Origin of the sequence: Microcoleus sp. w1-18aA5 (assembly GCF_036701705.1) — a bacterium.
In the GTDB taxonomy this organism is placed as follows: Bacteria; Cyanobacteriota; Cyanobacteriia; order Cyanobacteriales; family Microcoleaceae; genus Microcoleus.
This window is the reverse complement of sequence record NZ_JAUPTE010000052.1, coordinates 29,759-47,983: the sequence shown is the minus strand read 5'-3', so window position 1 is coordinate 47,983 and position 18,225 is coordinate 29,759. Positions and strand designations below refer to the sequence as shown.

11 protein-coding genes and 5 pseudogenes are annotated in these 18,225 nt (G+C 45.7%); 2 read left to right on the top strand and 14 right to left on the bottom strand.

The window, feature by feature from the left end; all coding sequences use genetic code 11:
• Positions 1 to 118: 118 nt before the first annotated feature.
• Positions 119 to 286 (bottom strand): hypothetical protein, encoded by a 168-nt coding sequence (locus tag Q5691_RS18575; RefSeq protein WP_333209487.1) that lies wholly within the window; start codon positions 284 to 286, stop codon positions 119 to 121.
• A gap of 52 nt (positions 287 to 338) precedes the next feature.
• The gene (locus Q5691_RS18570; RefSeq protein ID WP_333081626.1) at positions 339 to 539 is read right to left on the bottom strand and encodes a helix-turn-helix transcriptional regulator; all 201 of its coding nucleotides are present in this window, start codon (positions 537 to 539) and stop codon (positions 339 to 341) included.
• Between the two features lie 161 nt (positions 540 to 700).
• Between Q5691_RS18570 and Q5691_RS18565 the strand changes: the two genes are divergently transcribed.
• On the top strand, positions 701 to 919 hold the full coding sequence (locus Q5691_RS18565) for a hypothetical protein (RefSeq protein WP_333209489.1): 219 nt from the start codon (positions 701 to 703) through the stop codon (positions 917 to 919).
• 186 nt (positions 920 to 1,105) lie between these two features.
• Here the strand turns inward: Q5691_RS18565 and nrdJ are convergent, their stop codons facing one another.
• The 10 genes and pseudogenes from nrdJ to Q5691_RS18525 form a co-directional block, all read right to left on the bottom strand.
• Positions 1,106 to 4,399 (bottom strand): ribonucleoside-triphosphate reductase, adenosylcobalamin-dependent, encoded by a 3,294-nt coding sequence (gene nrdJ, locus Q5691_RS18560; RefSeq protein WP_333209490.1) that lies wholly within the window; start codon positions 4,397 to 4,399, stop codon positions 1,106 to 1,108.
• 208 nt (positions 4,400 to 4,607) lie between these two features.
• Complete coding sequence (locus Q5691_RS18555) at positions 4,608 to 4,895, bottom strand: hypothetical protein (RefSeq protein ID WP_006630975.1); 288 nt, start codon at positions 4,893 to 4,895, stop codon at positions 4,608 to 4,610.
• Between the two features lie 167 nt (positions 4,896 to 5,062).
• Complete coding sequence (locus Q5691_RS18550; protein ID WP_333209492.1) at positions 5,063 to 7,225, bottom strand: DUF4394 domain-containing protein; 2,163 nt, start codon at positions 7,223 to 7,225, stop codon at positions 5,063 to 5,065.
• 431 nt (positions 7,226 to 7,656) lie between these two features.
• A pseudogene (locus Q5691_RS27745) lies at positions 7,657 to 8,223 on the bottom strand (DUF6745 domain-containing protein); the annotation flags it as partial.
• Between the two features lie 507 nt (positions 8,224 to 8,730).
• Positions 8,731 to 9,156: pseudogene (locus tag Q5691_RS27740) on the bottom strand (leucine-rich repeat domain-containing protein); the annotation flags it as partial.
• A gap of 364 nt (positions 9,157 to 9,520) precedes the next feature.
• Positions 9,521 to 10,105, bottom strand: a pseudogene (locus Q5691_RS18540) (ABC transporter permease); the annotation flags it as partial.
• A gap of 21 nt (positions 10,106 to 10,126) precedes the next feature.
• A pseudogene (locus Q5691_RS27735) lies at positions 10,127 to 10,747 on the bottom strand (DUF6745 domain-containing protein); the annotation flags it as partial.
• Between the two features lie 459 nt (positions 10,748 to 11,206).
• Positions 11,207 to 11,971, bottom strand: a pseudogene (locus Q5691_RS27730) (leucine-rich repeat protein); the annotation flags it as partial.
• A gap of 392 nt (positions 11,972 to 12,363) precedes the next feature.
• Complete coding sequence (locus tag Q5691_RS18530) at positions 12,364 to 13,404, bottom strand: ABC transporter permease (RefSeq protein ID WP_333209498.1); 1,041 nt, start codon at positions 13,402 to 13,404, stop codon at positions 12,364 to 12,366.
• Between the two features lie 204 nt (positions 13,405 to 13,608).
• Complete coding sequence (locus tag Q5691_RS18525; RefSeq protein ID WP_333209500.1) at positions 13,609 to 14,121, bottom strand: adenine phosphoribosyltransferase; 513 nt, start codon at positions 14,119 to 14,121, stop codon at positions 13,609 to 13,611.
• Positions 14,122 to 14,358: 237 nt separating this feature from the next.
• Here Q5691_RS18525 and Q5691_RS18520 point away from each other — a divergent pair, with 237 nt between their 5' ends.
• Complete coding sequence (locus tag Q5691_RS18520) at positions 14,359 to 15,525, top strand: pyridoxal phosphate-dependent aminotransferase (protein WP_333346196.1); 1,167 nt, start codon at positions 14,359 to 14,361, stop codon at positions 15,523 to 15,525.
• Positions 15,526 to 15,982: 457 nt separating this feature from the next.
• On the opposite strand, the gene Q5691_RS18515 is transcribed toward Q5691_RS18520, so the two are convergent.
• Complete coding sequence (locus Q5691_RS18515) at positions 15,983 to 16,756, bottom strand: RNA polymerase sigma factor SigF (RefSeq protein ID WP_333209505.1); 774 nt, start codon at positions 16,754 to 16,756, stop codon at positions 15,983 to 15,985.
• Between the two features lie 462 nt (positions 16,757 to 17,218).
• A complete protein-coding gene (locus tag Q5691_RS18510) occupies positions 17,219 to 18,061 on the bottom strand; it encodes a photosystem II manganese-stabilizing polypeptide (protein WP_333209506.1) in 843 nt (280 codons plus the stop codon).
• Positions 18,062 to 18,225: the final 164 nt, after the last annotated feature.

The window sequence follows — 18,225 nt, the reverse complement described above, 5'->3', positions numbered from 1 at the left end:
TTTAGTTACCTCAGTAGATATATTCTCTTTGTTTACTTATCTTAACATAGTTCGGTTTTTTTGCGCCGACCTACTTAATACTCCTTGTCTCTGTAACGACAGTTGTCAAAATGGGAGACTACAGCACAGAACCGGAAACCAAAGCAACGCGAAAACCGATGTCGTTGTGCGGACGTTCGCCCGCTTCCTGGTACGATAGGCACTGCGGCAAAGGATCGCATTGTTGAGCCAAGAACTGCCACGCAGCACCCGGCGATCGTCTGTGCCAGCTTCCCAGGAATTTCATCTGAAATTGCACCTCTTATCATGTTGCTATTAGTTACAAATTTAAAAAATATTTAATCTACCAAATCGTCTAAGGACAGCTTCAGGAGGTCGCACAATACTTTCGTCTGTTCGAGATAGAGTTTTGGAATATGTCTACCCGCTTCCCAATTTTTCACAGTGGTTACACTCACGCCCAATTCATCCGCAACTTGCTGCTGCGTTAAAGAAAGCGATTGGCGTCGCTGTTTGAGTTTTTCCCCCACACTACTCATTAACTATCCAAATTCAGAATTCCTATGGTTAAGTTGACTTAACCATAATTTGTCCGTAGTATGAGAGGAGAACATCACATTCGTCAGAAAGCCAGTGCGTCCCGGCTACCAACCTATCAGCACTGGCTCTGGCTCCCATACGTAATGGAGACAAGTTAATTATGCCTTACAAAGAACGACTTTATCCTTGGGTGCTGGTTCGTTTGCTGCCCAAAATGCAGCGGTTGACAGTTGGTCAGTTCCGCACTCGATCGGATGCGGACGGTCATCTAGAGATTCTCCGTCGCTTGGTTCCTGGCGGGAAATTCGCGGTGATATTTAACCCCGACTTGCTAGAGTCGCAGCAAGCTGACACTTGCTACAGAACATTCGATCGGTAATTTTCAAAGAATCCCTTCCCGGACACGGGGAGAGAGTGACAATTAGTCGTTGGGTGGGGGCGGGTTTACGAGATTATTGATTTTAGGCAATTATGGTTGGTGAACTCACCCCTACGATTTTTGCTGAACCAGCACTTAAAAACAACATAAAAAAATCCCCCAAACGGGGGATTTCTTTCAAGGCTATTACATAGCCTTAGTCTCTGGCATCAAACACTTATCGGAATCGCAGCCCGCTGGCCCTGAATCCATCATTTCACCTAAGTCATAACGACTTAGTGCCGCATGAAAAACATCTATTTGGCGGCGCGCTAAAGTCTCTTCCACCATCTTGGTGTAAGTTTCCTTGTTTATCGGTTCAAAGGGCAAACGCGGAAAAGTTTCAAGAGCATCAAACCGAGCCAAAAGCGCTGCGGAAATGTAGCCTTCATCATCGCGAATCGCTTCATAAATCCGAGTGCCCAAACTTTCCACTTCATTTTCGCGCAGTTCAATCGTGGCTGAAGTGTTATGTCTGACATAGAACTTTTGCACCTGCATATAAAAGTCCATTTGTGCCGCCGCTGAGAACTTGTTAATGTCAATTTCATCAGCACCGGGCAAGTCAGCCCAACTTACCGCAACAGGTATTTCTACCAGCCATTCTGTACAGCGTTCGTCGAAGGGATTGTTCAGCAAATTGCCGTTTTCATCTTTGTCAGATTGAGACGGAATCACGTTGTATCCGTAGTCGATGCAGGCGAGGGCTACGGGGTCGTTTTTGCCGAAAGTGATTCGGCGAATGAAACGCTGGGCTTTCGGCGGATGCCAGCCGGGAGAAGCACCTGTCAGCAGAGATTTAGTACCCGATGGTTGAACGGTTGTGCAGCGATTGGGGCGTTTTAAGGAATGACGATCGCAATAATCCCATACTACCCGATCGACAATCTCGCGCCAACCACTCAAATACTCTTCTTCCCGCTGTTTAAAAGCGATTCCTTGCGGAGTTTGCGGGCGGCCTTCCACCCACCAGCGCAGCCACTCAACGCCAAAAGCATGAACGAAGAAATCGAACAATCCCGTGAAAGATACGCCGACAATCGGGTCTAATTCGCGGCTGTATTGATAGCGGGGTTCAAGAAATTTGTGATTGAGAAGTACCGCGACAGATAGAGCCGCAGCCCTGAAAGCTTCTTCCTGTTCTTTGAAGTTGTAAGGGTCAATTTGATTGAGGTGAACCTCCGCCAAATTACAGTTTCCAGCTAGGGTATTGCCGAAAACTCCCTTATGAAACTCTGGTTCGTTGAAGCAGTAAGTATCGTGCAATCCTGGTAATTCTTCGACACTTCTGACCACTTGCCATTTACCTTTGTGTTTAGCATTCGTCCCTTTGCTCACATCTAACCGCTGACAAGGAATTTCACCACATTCAGTAATTTGCAAGTAGTACAAATCTCGACTTCGGACACCGTAATTAGTAATTGACCCTTGATGAGCGCAAAGATTTAGCGACGAACGAATACCACATTTGGTCAAAAGTAACTGAACTCTAAAAGCGCGATCGCGGTCAGAAATATAAATTCTGATACCATTACTGTGGGTATTCGAGCCGTCCGTATCGGCTAATCCAGCAATAAAATGTAAAATTGCTTGCCGATTCCAGCTCGCAATTACATTTAGTGCTTCTGGGTTAACTTTCAAACTTTTCAGCAACTCTCCAGAAAAGCTCAAGTTAGTTACATCGGTAAAAGCAGGTAAATAGTCATAGCTTCTTTCAGGAGACTTATTTCCTGCTACTGACAATGCCATTTTATGTTCGTAAAGTCGAACTTTCGCATTGTCATTTTTGTCGGTAGTTCCATCTCCTAGAGCGACCCCCAAAGTGTAAGCATAACTTGAATCGATATTCAAGCCATCTTCATACTGAATTGTAAAAGGTTCAGTATGAATGCTATAGCGGCTTGTATCCATCAAGTCTTTGGTTTGAACTTCTCTGTAAACTTTACCAAAGCGATCCTTGACAAAAAAGCGATGATATTCTGTGGCATCCAGATAAGTACCATCACCAAACTTTACACGATAAAGTTTGCGTCGCCCGCCACAAGTATCACTCGCTGTCTTAAATGGTGTGACGCAGCTCCATCTTTTACCATTCCAAATCTCGATTTCAGTTCCAAGAACGTCCTTTATTTTATGCAGTCCGTCTCTAGTAATTAGCAGAGTGTCGCCACTGACACAATGAAAATTAGAGCCGATGATTTCACCACACGGGTTTAAGCCCACACGAACTAACCTATGCTCTAACTCGCCAGCAGTCATATTAGGATGGCGTTCCTGCAACCACTCTTTAGCTTTTCCTTCGTCATAAGCTTTCAAAAACTCAAGTTTAAGACTCGGTGTAGAAAGTAAATCAACGTTAGATCGAGCTACAGCTTCGCCGGCCCATTGAATCGCACCTTCGCCGCTGTAATACTGTTTACGGACAGCATCAATACATTCTTCTAGTGTAGGTTTGGTATGGAAAACTCGCGTATGGTTGGCCATCCGAAGGGCATCGCGTTCTGGATCTATTCTCCAGTTGCCACTTTCATCTTGTTGCCACAAATTATTTTTAGCATTTGCCCCCAGTTCGTCATCAAAAGAAAACTGACGCATCCCGGCAGATCTTCTAATATTGCCGGCGACGATCGTGACCGCAGCTTCATCAATCAACACGCAGCATTCAACTGAATTTAACTGCCGCCCTAAAGCTTTATTCAAAATTGCGGCGCAGCGCTGATAAAGGTCGGGCAATTTCACCGGATTTGCTACTCCGCCAAAACCTTTTAAAGGTTCTCCTACCGGGCGAACGTCGCTCAAATCGATGAATACTTGAACTTCTCCTGCAAATCTTTCATCTGTGGATAATTCCAGCAAAGTTTGATAGGATTTTACCCAACCCTGGCGAGAATCTCCGACATAAATAGTTGCGGTTTTTTCGTCTATTTTTACTTCTGTTTCTTGACGGCGCGACTGGGCGGGTGTAGAGCCGATTTCGCCTTGCATGGTTAGGGTTAAACGGTTGCGAATCGGTGGCAGTTGGTTGATATATTGTGGTTCCAAGACTGCCCCAGTGCCGCAGCCCATCATTGCCAAATCCATCAACAAACCAAAGGAACGCCAGTCGAGAATATTTGTTGAGGAGCAATTATATGCGCCGGAAAAATTCTCTGGTTGCTCGATCCATTTGCTGCCACCTACCCACAGCCAGCGGCCTGAAGCGAGGGTTTTGAGCTGGTTTTGCATCCGGTGCAGCAGTTGTGTTTCTTCGGGGGTGAGGTTTCCAAGCTTTTGCAGCCCCTTAACTGTTCGATCGCACACTTCCTCCCAAGTCTCCCGCCCTGTCTCGGTACGGCGGCTGTAAGTCCTAAAAAATACTGGATTGGCTGCGGGTGCTGTTTCGGGAAAATCGGACAGGTTGCGTTGATCGCTGGCACTCGATCGCTCTAATTCTCTAACCATAGGTTGTGTACTGACGTGTCGGAATAAATCAACAGACTACGAATATACAACAGGATTCAGATTTAGGGTTAAAGGTTAATATATTTGACAATTTGCACTAAATATGGGGCACAGAAGTGTACAAGCTCGATCGGGCGAGCTCCTCAAAACTTGACAAAAAAACCCGATTTCTTCCTGAAACCGGGTGAATACCAAATCTTGTCAATTGTCAATCCTTTGTCAATAAAAACTCAATATTGGGTAACAGCGGGTCTTGAACAACCCCCACACCGTTAAAGCCCCAACGTTCAAGTAGCTTTTTTACCTGAGAACCGGAAATCGATTCTACTCCAAATCGATCGGCAACATCAGCAGCGTGGGCATTGAGATAGCTCAAAGCGTCATAGTCTTCGCGAAACATCAGCAGGTAACTCACTGCCGCATCTGGATTGGGATTCGCGGACAAATATTTGCCGTCACTGCGGGAACGTAGCAAGTAAAAAACTTGAGATAACATATTATCTTGGTTGGCAAAATAATAGATTAACTCAAATTGGGCATTGGGAATCGGGAATCGGGAATTGGGCATTGGTAAATTAAAAAAGTTTAATTATTTTTCTTCCTTCTTCCTTCTTCCTTCTTCCTTCTTCCTTCTTCCTTCTTCCTTCTTCTTCCTTCCCCTATTTAAATCAAAGTCAGTGCTAAGCCTTTAATCCCTCGCCCGTCACCAATTTGACCGACAATCGAAGCTTGACCAGTCGTCAAATTGATATTGTACAGGCTGGAAACTCCGCCAACCTCGATCGCAGCCAAAGCCGTCTCGTTACCGCCAACACTCCTGACATCAAAGCCGAGAACGGTACCAGCATCAATTCCCAAAGATCCGATCGTATTCAACACCCCATTATTCGGCGGATCTTGTCGCACCAAAATGTCTAAATTGGTGTCAATTGCAAATAGTGTCGTCGAATTTGCCCCTGCAAAGTTATTCACATACGCAGCAGCAGCAGCCGCGCCGGGATTGCCAAAATTGCGATCGCCCGCAGCATAAGCCAAATTCCCGTCGAGTTGAACTCCCCCCGTCAGCGTGTCAAAATCCACAAGTGCCCCCGTATCCGGGTTGAGGCGGGCGTTTTGACCGGCTTGATTGACAAAGCGAATTCGATCGACTGTCGGATTGAAATCAAAACCCGCAGCCCCCGGAGTTAGGGGAACAGCAAACTGGCCACTACCGACTGCACTTGCTTGCCCAGTAACTGGATTAATCGCGTACAAGCGATTGCTAGAACCCACACCGTATAGCACACCGTTAGCGGGGCGAAAATCAATTCCCAGCAAACTTTCTCCAGGCTGCAACCCTGTAACTGCTGCATCACTGAGAATCGCCCGCGGTGCCGCCTCATTTAAACCGACAATTGTTTCAGCGCCATTTCTAACAGTTAAAGCGTAAGCTGTAGGCAAAGGCAAAGCCAAACCGTTAATCTGTCTCCCGTCGGCAATTTGACCGACAAAGGAAGCTTGACCGCTACTTAAATTGATATTGTACAAGCCGGAAATGCCACCAACTTCCAGCGCCGCCACTGCCACCTCGCGGCCGCCAATACTCCTGACATCAAAGCCGAGAACGCTATTCGCATCAACTCCCAAAGATCCGATCGTATTCAACCCTCCATTATTCGGCGGATCTTGTCGCACCAAAACATCCAAATCGCTGTCAATTACAAACAGCGTTGTCGAAGTTGCCCCTGCAAAGTTATTCACATACGCAGCCCCTGCTGCCGCCGGATTTGACCCAAAATTGCGATCGCCCGCAACATAAGCTAAATTCCCGTCGAGTTGAATTCCCCCCGCCAGCGTGTCAAAATCCACAAGTGTCCCGTTATCCGGGTTGAGGCGGGCGTTTTGATCGGCTTGATTGACAAACCGAATTCGATCGACTGTGGGATTGAAATCAAAACCCGCAGCCCCCGGAGTTAGGGGAACAGCAAACTCCCCGTTACCGACTGGACTTGCTTCCCCAGTCATCGGATTGACAGTATACAAGCGATTGCTAGAACCCACACCGTAAAGCAAACCGTTAGCCGGCCGATAATCAATTCCCAGCAAACTTTCTCCCGCTTGCAATCCAGTCACGGGCAAATCTGTGATGACACTTCCCGGATTGGAAAGACTAAAACCGACAATCCGATTAGCAGGAGTTAAAGCATAAGCCGTTGTCCGGGCTGGAGGCGGGGGGCTGGGAACAACGCTGCCAATATTATTAGTGAAACTTGCCTGGTTAATCGCACTTTGCCTCACCCCTCTGAGAGTAGCGAGAAATTCTCCTGTTACCCGGTCTTGAATAACAGTATCGTTTCCAGCTTCCAGAATATTCAAGTCGCTAAAACTGAGACCTTCCCCCAAACCGATTAAATCTGTACCTGGTACAAAATCGGCGATCAGGTCGGCATTTGCCAAACTAACACCGCCACTGGTACGGGAAGGGTCAGCCTCAGCGTAGCGCCTCAAAACAAATAGGTCTGCCCCGTCTCCGCCTATCAGGATATCAGTATCTCGATCGCCCGACAAAACATCATTGCCAGAGTTGCCCGATATGGAATCGCTGCCTTTTCCGCCCACTAAAAAATCGTTACCTTCTCCGCCGTTAATAATGTCGTTATCTAAATCTCCAAAAAGCGAATCTTGACCAGAATTGCCATCAATTAAATCGCTTTGCTTACCTCCATAAATGCTGTCATTACCAGAGTTTCCGGCAATGGTGTCAGTGCCCATCAAACCAAAAATCAGGTCATCTTCCGGAGTTCCTGCTAGCAAGTCTGCTTGGCCGGTGCCTCTAATTTCTGCCATTTTCTAATCAGCCTCTAAATTTGATACTTCTGTTGCCTAACGGCGGTGGTATTATCAGTTAAAATATCACAAGTTCGCACTTTTAGGATAGTTTTTGTTATTTTCGGCTGTAGGGGTGGGTTGCCATAAAAGTATTACAGGCAGATCAAATGATATATAAACCAGCCACCGGGTTCAAATAAACCCAATCCTAAATAAAGATCACTTAGCCGTATTTTATAGTTGGCTGTGTAGCCAAGGGCGATCGCAGCTCAACTGCAAACAGGCAAGCTGAAATTTTTAGCGGTGCGAACCTATGAAATTTTGTACTGCGTTCATTAGTAATATACGCTGACTCTATAATTTTGGATCTGTACGGTCAGAAATTATTTTTTAACTTTAATCTTAAAGCCTGCGACGGTGGGCTTTGTGTGTAGCGGCGACAACCATCATCAAGTCTGCACGGAAAATTCCTGTGGATCGATATCCCAATTTACCCAGCGAATTGCCTCCCTAGCAGATGTCAGGTTAGGCGGCACTCTCAAAGCGTGAATGAATCCCGTACTTGGACAAGTCATTTTTAACAAACAAATCGGCTCGACATCGGCATTATCTATTTGTAATAGTGCATATTCCTGCCAACTATCTATTTTTTTTGCTGACAATTCTTGAATCATGCGAGCGTAACCAATCCCTTGAATTAACACTCGCCTCAGCTCGGCATTCTCTTCTACTAAAAGCCATTGGGATTGCCATTTATTTGGGTGGACTTTGCCGTATTCTTCCGGCAATTTGACACCATGATAATAGTAAAAATTCCATCCGTCGGCAAACTCGATCGCAGGTTCTGCTTCCGCGTACAAGCGGTTTTGACTGTCAAAGCGCAGGTGGCGCGGGCGATCGCACACCGCGCAAAACTTTTCAAAGGGAAATATCCAACCGCAATGCTCGAAAAGCAGCTTTTGACAGCGAAGTATTTCTTGTGCCTTTTGGGAAATATTGACGCCTAGTGAAGAGATATAAAGTTCACTCAAATAGATTTCTCTACACAAAGTCGTGGGGGTTTCAGGGTATTTCAAGCCTAACAAATCAGCGGGAAAAACATTCCCCATCCTTTGTTCCGATTGCTCAAATTCGTCAACCAATTCCCTCATGAGCGAACTCAGTATGCTGTCTGCTTCGGGCTCGATCCTTATGCGCCGGAACTCATACTCCCACACCGCCGGACTTGCAAATTCTCTCACAATCGATGGGAACACGGAGATCCATTTCCAGTCTAGCTTTTTCCCCAATCTATTTCCATCTCCTTCGTTTGACCAGTTTGGTGAATGGTCGCCTTTTGACAAGTTGAAGATTTGGAGAAAAGCGTCGCGGGGACTGCTGTAAACAATAACGGATGGTTCTTCTAGGCCAATAGCGGCATAGGCAACTTTGACTGCTTCTGTTGCTTTTTGAGCATCAATTTGCCTAGTAGAGAGAGTAAGACGTTTCTGCGCGAGTTCGCCTAACACGCACAGACCGGTAATTTGAATGTTGTAGAGATTCACTCCTGTCAGATTGGTGAGCTTACGCAAGGCGCTGATGTCGGTAATTTGATTGTCGCACAGCTCGAGTCTGGTCAGATTGATGAGCGAGCCGAGAGAGCTGATGTCGGTAATTTCAATGGTGCTGAGAAACAGTGCTGTCAGATTGGTGAGCGAGCCGAGGACGCTGATGTCGGTAATTTGATTGTTGTCAAGAGACAGTATTGTCAGATTGGTGAGCGAGCCGAGGGAGCTGATGTCGGTAATTTGATTGTCGTTAAGAAACAGTGTTGTCAGGTTGGTGAGCGAGCCGAGGGAGCTGATGTCGGTAATTTGATTGTCGTTAAGAAACAGTGTTGTCAGATTGGTGAGCGAGCCGAGGACGCTGATGTCGGTAATTTGATTGTTGTCAAGATACAGTATTGTCATGCTTGAAAGTATCTGCTCCGCTGCTTCAGGGTCATCAGTGACAGCCTTGTTTAACAACACTTTAACTGTGTACCTTGCCGATTCTGAAAGACTGTCAATATGTCTGCACCAGTCGGCAAAGCGGCTAAAAATCATTGGCTGGTTTGGTTGTTTTTCTGACATAAAACACTCGGAAAGGGACAAAATTTTATTTACAACTGACATCTTGCACCAATATCAATAAGGGGCTTTTTTTGTGGGTGGGAGCGGGTTTGTTTAACCTGTCTGTATTATTTAAAACTGTTGGTGAGACCGCCCCTACAGATTATTTAGAATGGTGCAAGATTTAAGTTACAACTGACATCTTCTCACTGAGTTAAGTCTTCTATTTCAAATCTTCCAGCTTGATCCGAGGATCGACAGCTTTCAGCAGCCAATCCGCCAACAAATTCCCAACAATCAACATCGCCGCACCCATCATCAAACTTGCCATTACTAAATACAAATCTTGATTGTTCACCGCCTCCAAATTCAGCTTTCCCAAACCCGGCTAATTAAAGAAATATTCGGCAATAAACGCACCGCTCAACAAACTAGCTTGCCTCAAAACCCAATAGCGTAATCAACGGATTAACAGCATTCCGCAAAGCGTGAATGTAAATTACTCGATCGTCCGCCAAACAGGCGATCCCGTGCTTTTCGGATGTAATCTTGACGCAGTACGTCCAACAATTGTCCGCGCCTCAATCTTTGCCGGCCAGCAAAACCAGTAAGGCTCAAAGCGACTGTTGGCAAAATTAAGTGCCAGCCGTAATCGAGGATTTGACCCCACATTCGGTAAGTCAGCGTGGTCAATACTCGTCATTCCTCCGACGGGAAACAGAGGCTTCGTATTCTGAGCAAAAAATAGCAGCAGCTTTGCTGCGAGCGAGCTGGGAAATCCTTGTCCAGTGTAGCTGACTACTTGTAGAAATCCCTCGCCACAATTATATCAAGTCTGCACGGAAAATTCCTCTGGATCAATATCCCAATTTACCCAGCGAATTGCCTCCCTCGCTGATGTCAGGTCAGGCGGCACTCTCAAAGCGTGAATGAATCCCGTACTTGGACAAGTCATTTTTAACAAAATAATCGGCTCGACATCATAGGCGTCATCTATATCATCGGCGTCACCTATTTGTAATAGTGCATACTCCTGCCAACTATCTATTTGTTTTGCTGACAATTCTTGACAAATGCGAGCGTAACCAATTTCTTCAATTAACACTCGCCGAACTTCGGCATTATCTTCTGCTAAAATCCATTGGGATTGCCATTGATTTGGGTGGACTTTGCCATATTCTTCAGGCAATCTGACACCATGATAATAATAAAAATTCCATCCATCCGCAAACTCAATGGCAGGTTCTCCTTCCGCGTGCAAGCGGTTTTGACTGTCAAAGCGCAGGTGGCGCGGGCGATCGCACACCGCGCAAATTTTTTCAAAGGGAAATATCCAACCGCAATGCTCGAAAAGCTGCTTTTGGCAGTGATGTATTTCTTGAGCTTTTTGGGAAATATTGACGCCTAATGAAGAAATATACCATTGAGTCAAATAGATTTCTTTAAACAAAGTCGTGGGGGTTTCAGCGGATTTCAGGTATAACAAATGAGCGGGAAAAAAAATCCCCATCGTTCGTTCCGATCGAGCATATTCCTCAACAACTTCGTACATTAGCGAACTCAGTGTGCTGTCTGCTTCGGACTCGATCGTCATGCGATCAAGCTCATACTCCCACACCGCCGGATTTGTAAATTCTCTCACAATCGATGGGGACATCCATTTCCACTCTAGCTTTTTCCCCAATCTATCCCAATGCTCTTCCTTTGACCAGTTTGGTGAATGGTCGCCTTTGGGCAAGTTGAAGAGTTGGAGAAAAGCATCGCGGGGACTGCTGCAAACAATAACGGAGGGTTCTTCTAAGCCAATAGTGGCATAGGCAACTTTGACTGCTTCTGTGGCTTTTTGAGCATCAATTGGCGTAGTCGAGAGAGTAAGACGTTTTTGTGCGAGGAGGCCTAACACGCTGATATCAGTAATTTTATTTCTGCACAGATCCAGTGTTGTCAGATTGGTGAGCTTACGCAAGGCGCTGATGTCGGTAATTTGATTGCCGCCGAGATGCAGTGTTGTCAGATTGGTGAGCTTACGCAAGGCGCTGATGTCGGTAATTTGATTGTGGTAGAGATTCAGTGTGGTCAGATTGGTGAGCGAGCCGAGAAAGCTGATGTCGGTAATTCCATTGCTGTCGAGATTGAGTGTGGTTAGATTGGTGAGCAAGCCGAGGAAGCTGATGTCGGCAATTTTATTTCTGCACAGATCCAGTGTTGTCAGATTGGTGAGCAAGCCGAGGAAGCTGATGTCGGTAATTTTATTGTTTTCGAGAGAAAGTGTTGTCAGATTGGTGAGCGAGCCGAGGAAGCTGATGTCGGTAATTTGGTTGCGCCAGAGATCGAGTGTGGTCAGATTGGTGAGCGAGCCGAGGAAGCTGATGTCGGTAATTTGATTGTTGTAGAGATTCAGTGTGGTCAGATTGGTGAGCGAGCCGAGAAAGCTGAAGTCGGTAATTTTATTGTCGCCGAAATCCAGTGTGGTCAGATTGGTGAGCGAGCCGAGGGAGCTGATGTCGGTAATTTGATTGCCGCGGAGAGACAGTGTTGTCAGATTGGTGAGCGAACCGAGAGAGCTGATGTCGCTAATTTGATTGTAGCTGAGATCGAGTGTGGTCAGATTGGTGAGCGAGCCGAGGAAGCTGATGTCGGTAATTCGATTTCTGTTGAGATCGAGTTCTGTCATGCTTGAAAGTATCTGCTCCGCTGCTTCAGGGTCATCAGTGCCAGCTTTTTTTAACAACACTTTAACTGTGTGCCTTGCCTCTTCTGAAAGACTGTCAATATGCCTGCACCAGTCGGCAAAGCGGCTAAAACTCATTACATCGTTTGGTTGTTTTTCTGACATAAAACACTCCGAGATTGGTCAGGGGGCATGGGGCATAGGGGATGGGTAATGGGAATACTGTTGACTGTTGACTGTTGACTATTGACTATAGCAAGTCTATTTGAGTCGTGAATGTAGAACAACCTGAAACGCTTGTGATGATTGAATCGATTGTTTACAAATCAAATGGTTTTGCTATATTGACTATTACAAATCTCCCTTGCGTACCTCATATTACTGAATTAAGTCTTCTATTTCAAATCTTCCAGCTTAATCCGAGGATCGACAGCTTTCAGCAGCAAATCTGCCAACAAATTCCCAACAATCAACATGGTCGCACCCATCATCAAACTTGCCATTACTAAATACAAATCTTGATTGTTCACCGCCTCCAAAGTCAGCTTTCCCAAACCTGGCCAATTAAAGAAAAATTCCGCAATAAACGCACCGCTCAACAAACTAGCAAACTCAAAACCCAATAGCGTAATCAACGGATTAACAGCATTCCGCAAAGCATGAATGTAAATTACTCGATCGTCCGGCAAACCTTTCGCCCTTGCCGTTCGGATGTAATCTTGACGCAGCACGTCTAACAATTGTCCGCGCATCAATCTTTGCAAACCAGCAAAACCAGTAACGCTGAGGGCGACTGTTGGCAAAATTAAGTGCCAGCCGTAATCGAGAATTTGACCCCACCAAGGTAAGTCTGCATGGTCAATGCTTGTCATTCCTCCGACGGGAAACAGAGGCGAAGTATTCTGTGCGAAAAATAGCAGCAGTAACGCTGTGATAAAGCTCGGAAATCCTTGTCCGGTGTAGCTAACTACTTGCAGAACTCGATCGACTGTGCGGTTTTGATTGACGGCGGCGACAATTCCCAAGGGAATCGCGATCGCCCAAGTTACAATCAAAGATGCGATCGCCATTAATAACGTCGCCGGTACCCGTTCCCACAGCAGCGAAGCTACGGATCGCTGATACACAAAACTCGTGCCAAAATTTCCCCGCGTCACAATTTGTTGCAGCCACAGCCAATACTGCACAATCGCTGGTTTATCTAAGCCGAACTGCTGTTCGAGCTGCTTGAGTGTCTCCGGCGAAATCTTCGGATTTTGGCTCAAAGTATCCAAGTAATTTCCCGGTGCTAGTTCAATAATTGCAAAACAAAGCATCGATGCCAAAAATAGCGTTAAAAGTGCCTGCAACAGTCGCTTGAAAACATAAGTAAATGTTTCCCCAGCAAACAGAGAACTCAATAATTGCCAATTTCGATTAGATTTAATAGAAGTCATACGATTTTAGATTTTAGATTTTAGATTTTAGATTGGAAGAATGGTGAATGATATTAATGCTGATTGCATCGGAATTATGTAACCACAGAGAACGCAGAGATCGCAGAGAAAGAGAAGAGAGAGATGAATAATTCCGATGCAAAGCTCAAGAATATTATTTGTCAACAGTCAACTGTTGACAGTTGACTGCCAACAGTTAACTAACTAATATTCAACTAGCGTGACGATCGGCACATCGGGCAATTTCTGCCTGCCGCCCAAAGCCTGCAATTCAATGATAAAAGCAAAACCGACAAGCTCGCAGCCACCTTGCTCCAGCAACTTAGCCGTCGCCGCCGCTGTTCCGCCAGTGGCGATTAAATCGTCCACAATCAGCACCCGGCTACCGGAAGTCATCGCATCTTGGTGCATCTCCAGTCGATCGACACCGTATTCCAATTCGTACTCAGCAAAATGAACCGCACCTGGCAGTTTCCCTGGTTTGCGGACAGGAATAAAGCCTATTCCCATTTTATAAGCCAACGGCGCGCCAAAGATAAAGCCTCGCGATTCCATGCCCACCACATAGTCAACAGACATTGCCGAGCATTTTTCGGCTAAGCTGTCAATGGTGTAGCTCAGCCCTTGCGGGTCGCGCAGCAAAGTTGTAATGTCTCGAAACATAATTCCCGGCTTTGGGAAATCAGGAATGTCGCGAATCAGAGATTTGAGATCCATAAGCTTGCAGATCGGGGTTGAGGGTAACGAGGCATCAAAAATGGTACAATAATAACGTCAAAATTTAAAAATTTAAAAATAAAAATTAAAACTAACAGCTTCTTTAATTTTTATTCTTTAATTGCTTAATCCTTTACGTACTATGTAAACAAATGTCATAATTCCCTAACAACAGGGTTGAATATCAACATTTGTCACCCTATGATCTAAAGTCAAAAATCTAATATCTAAAATCCAATGATTAAATTGGCAGCACGAGTGGGTGAGGTTTCTCCTTCTATAACCTTGGCGATCGCCGCTAAGGCTAAAGCCATGAAGGCCGAAGGGATTGATGTCTGTAGTTTGAGTACGGGAGAACCCGACTTTGATACGCCCGAACACATTAAAGCAGCGGCAAAACAAGCTTTAGACGCGGGGAAGACTAAGTATGGCCCTGTGTCTGGGGAACCGCAGTTAAAAGCTGCGATCGCCCGCAAACTCCGCGATGACAACAATCTCAACTATCAACCGGAAAATATTATTGTCACCAACGGCGGCAAGCATTCCCTCTACAATCTGATGATGGCTCTGATCGAGCCTGGAGAGGAAGTAATTATTCCTGCTCCCTACTGGCTAAGCTACCCTGAAATGGTGAAACTCGCTAGTGGCAAGCCAGTAATTGTACGGACTGATGCTTCTACAGGATATAAAATTACACCGGAACAACTGAGTCGAGCGATTACTCCCAAAACCAAGTTATTTGTACTGAATTCGCCTTCTAACCCGACGGGAATGGTGTATACTCCGGCGGAAATCAAAGCCTTGGCCGAGGTGATAGTCGATCGAGATATTTTAGTCGTTGCTGACGAGATTTACGAAAAAATTATATATGACGGCGCCCAACACGTCAGCATCGGTTCCCTAGGCAAAGAAATCTTCGATCGCACCCTGATCAGCAGCGGTTTTGCTAAAGCTTACTCGATGACAGGCTGGCGAATCGGTTATTTGGCCGGGCCGATCGAATTAATCAAAGCCACCAGCACCATTCAAGGTCACAGTACCTCAAACGTGTGTACCTTTGCACAGTACGGTGCGATCGCAGCTTTGGAAAGCAGTCAAGAGTCTGTCGAAACAATGCGTCTAGCTTTTGCCGAAAGGCGTCAGGTAATATTTGAATTACTCGATGCTGTCCCTGGAATTAGCTGTATTAAACCAGACGGTGCTTTCTATATGTTTGTCAACATCAGCAAGACGGGAATGAATTCTTTGGAATTTTGCGACGCTTTCTTAGAACAGCAGCAAGTAGCAGTTATTCCGGGGATTGCATTTGGTGCAGACGACCATATTCGCTTGTCTTACGCTACCGATTTAGGCACAATTAAAAAAGCCGTAGAAAGGCTCGATAAATTTGTCCGCAGCCTCTAAAAATTAGTCATTAGTCATTAGTCATTAGTCATTAGTCATTAGTCATTTGTTCTTGGTAGCAACTGACTAATTACCGATCTCTGTTGACTATTGACTGACTACTGCTGACTGTTGACTAATACCAATTTAAAAAACTCTTGCTATAGTCAATAGTCCGGACAGTTTTCAATCACTAACGGCAGAATGAGGGTTTCAGCCTTCTCAGTGAGGTCGAATGCTAACGGTAGAATGAGGGTTTCAGCCTCGATCTCAAAAACTGTCCGGAGTATTGTATAGTAATTGTCTTATATAAATTATCGTTCATTCACTCTCACCATCGGCCGGACACGGCAGTGCCGTTTCCCTACAGACGATAGCTGATAATTTATATGTCGCACTACTTTTGTGAATTGGTATAACTACTGCTGACAAATGACCAATGACTAATGACCAATGACTAATGACTAATGACTAATACCTAAAGCTGTTTAGTCATAATCTCTTTGAGCAAATCCAGTCCCTTCTTAACTCGCCGAGAAACAGTCACCGCACTGATACCCAAGCGTTCAGCCGTTTCCTTCTGCGTCAAATCGTAGAGAAAAACAAACTCCAATATCTCGCGAGTCCGTTGTTCCAACATAGCCAAAGCTTGCTGTACGCGAATTTGATCCTCTTGCGCCAACTGAAAACTCCGATACTTGCTATCGGGCACCAATTCTCCCAGACAAGTCGCCCCCTCATCTTCATCTTGCATCGGCGCGTCCAAACTTAGAGGCGATCTGTTGAGATGGGCCAACTTAATTTCTTGCCATTCTTGTAAAGAAACCTCAAGGACTGCTGCTACTTCAGCATCCGTAGGTTTGCGGTTTAACTGCACCTGCAACTCCTTGATCGCTGCTACTGATTTGCGTTCCAGGGACTGCCAGTGGCGGGGAAACCGCACAGAAGGGCTTTTGTCCCGCAAGTAGTGTTGAATTTCGCCCCGAATGTAGGGAATGGCAAAGGAACTAAAAGCGTGCCCCTTCGCGATATCAAACCGCTCGATCGCCCTGATCAACCCAATACATCCGACTTGCAGCAAATCGTCGTAGCTTTCACCGCACTGGTTGATCCAGTGGTAAACTTCTTTTCTGACCAGTCCAATATTCAGTTTAACTAACTGATTGCGGATTTCATTCGATCCAGAAAGTTGGTACTCGCGCAACAATTGCAAATTTTCGCTTTTTAGCTCGTTCGGCAGTGTGGTAGACATGGTGGCATAAGGGTGGGTAGAGCAGAGGACTGAGGTTGCTTTAGATCTAGCTTCTAATCTAGTCTAAAAAAATTCACTTTTAGGTAGTGTAATCCTAGCACTTAATAGGTGTGATAGCGGACACACCAGTTGAGTTTTCGGTACGTGAACGGATTTAGCGGGATTCTCCGCATTTTTTCGGCATAAGGCAGACTTTTACCAGGTAGAACGCCTTCGACCGCATCCCCAATTTAACCAGGTTTTTTGAAAAAAATATTATAAACTGAAAGCGGTTTGAATACAATACTTTAATTAATAAAAAATCCCAACTTCATAACTTGCGAATGACCACTATTTAATCAGAAATTTAGTCATTAGTCAACAGTCCTAAGTTATGTTGCTCAAGACTGTTGGCTAATGAAGGGCGAGCAGGAGCTTTATGGCCAGAAACTGCTCAAGTTCGATCGATCCAGAAAGCCAATTTTATGACACAGAAGGCTCAATGCGAGCGTAAAACAAACCCCGAATTTTAACGTCCAGAGCCGGTCTAGCTCCCAAATCAGTATCAGAAGGCTGCGTGCTCTCAAAAATCCCACCAACTTCGCCAGTGGCGCTGTTGACTTTAGCAACTTGGAGAGAAATTTTGCCCGCCTTGGTGCGCGTGTCAGCTACCTTAACATTAGCCCGCACACGTTTGGAATTGTCAGTAGCCGGAAGCGCTACAGCATTGTCGTAGCCAGTCGATACCCCGCGAGCTTTAGGATCTAAAAAGCCTGCGCTGCGGTAAGAAGGAACGTTAAACTCCCCTCTCAAATCGGTGGAAGTATTGATAGCAACCACTCCCGGTTCGGAACTTGCAACTAGCTGTTTAATGGTAAACAAGAAAGGTACTTGCTCTCCGCCCGGTAACTGAATCGTAATAGCTTGAAAATCCAAGCCGTCTTCTTCTGTGAAAGTCAGAGTTCCGTCTGTACCGACCTTGAGCGTACCTTGAACTTGGTCAATGCTCGACGTGAACCGGGTCAGCAATTTACCAGGCACAAATTCCGCTTCTTGGCGTTTGTTTGCTGGTTCTTCCTTCACAAAATAAGTTGTGGGCTGCAAACACAAACCAGTCAGTTTATAGGTGGCGCCCGCTTCGATGGGGATCGATCCCCGAGAAGTTTCTGCCAAGCTAGGGCAGTTATTAGCCAAGCCAGTACCTCTAATCTCGTCGTAGGTGAGCAACTCAGTAGTCGCCACCGTCGTGTCAGGAGCAGAAGAACAAGCAACCAGCGCACTCATGCAAAATGCTAAAAGTGCAACAATTAAAGCACGATATTTCATTGCAAACCTCAATATCCAACATCGGATTATATTAAGAAAAAGCCCTACTTCGAGCAAAATATAATTGCCCGCCGGCAGGCTAGGCCAGCGCTTAGGGCAGCATTTAGATCCAGATCGCTCGCTTCACCGACACCGGCATTGACTCCAAAAATCAAGCTAGTGTG

Coding starts and splice junctions, on each gene's coding strand:
- Q5691_RS18515 (WP_333209505.1), bottom strand. CDS start 16,756: ATGTCTACCACACTGCCGAACGAGCTAAAAAGCGAAAATTTGCAATTG.
- Q5691_RS18575 (WP_333209487.1), bottom strand. CDS start 286: ATGAAATTCCTGGGAAGCTGGCACAGACGATCGCCGGGTGCTGCGTGG.
- nrdJ (WP_333209490.1), bottom strand. CDS start 4,399: ATGGTTAGAGAATTAGAGCGATCGAGTGCCAGCGATCAACGCAACCTG.
- Q5691_RS18525 (WP_333209500.1), bottom strand. CDS start 14,121: ATGGATCTCAAATCTCTGATTCGCGACATTCCTGATTTCCCAAAGCCG.
- Q5691_RS18570 (WP_333081626.1), bottom strand. CDS start 539: ATGAGTAGTGTGGGGGAAAAACTCAAACAGCGACGCCAATCGCTTTCT.
- Q5691_RS18510 (WP_333209506.1), bottom strand. CDS start 18,061: ATGAAATATCGTGCTTTAATTGTTGCACTTTTAGCATTTTGCATGAGT.
- Q5691_RS18530 (WP_333209498.1), bottom strand. CDS start 13,404: ATGACTTCTATTAAATCTAATCGAAATTGGCAATTATTGAGTTCTCTG.
- Q5691_RS18555 (WP_006630975.1), bottom strand. CDS start 4,895: ATGTTATCTCAAGTTTTTTACTTGCTACGTTCCCGCAGTGACGGCAAA.
- Q5691_RS18550 (WP_333209492.1), bottom strand. CDS start 7,225: ATGGCAGAAATTAGAGGCACCGGCCAAGCAGACTTGCTAGCAGGAACT.
- Q5691_RS18520 (WP_333346196.1), top strand. CDS start 14,359: ATGATTAAATTGGCAGCACGAGTGGGTGAGGTTTCTCCTTCTATAACC.
- Q5691_RS18565 (WP_333209489.1), top strand. CDS start 701: ATGCCTTACAAAGAACGACTTTATCCTTGGGTGCTGGTTCGTTTGCTG.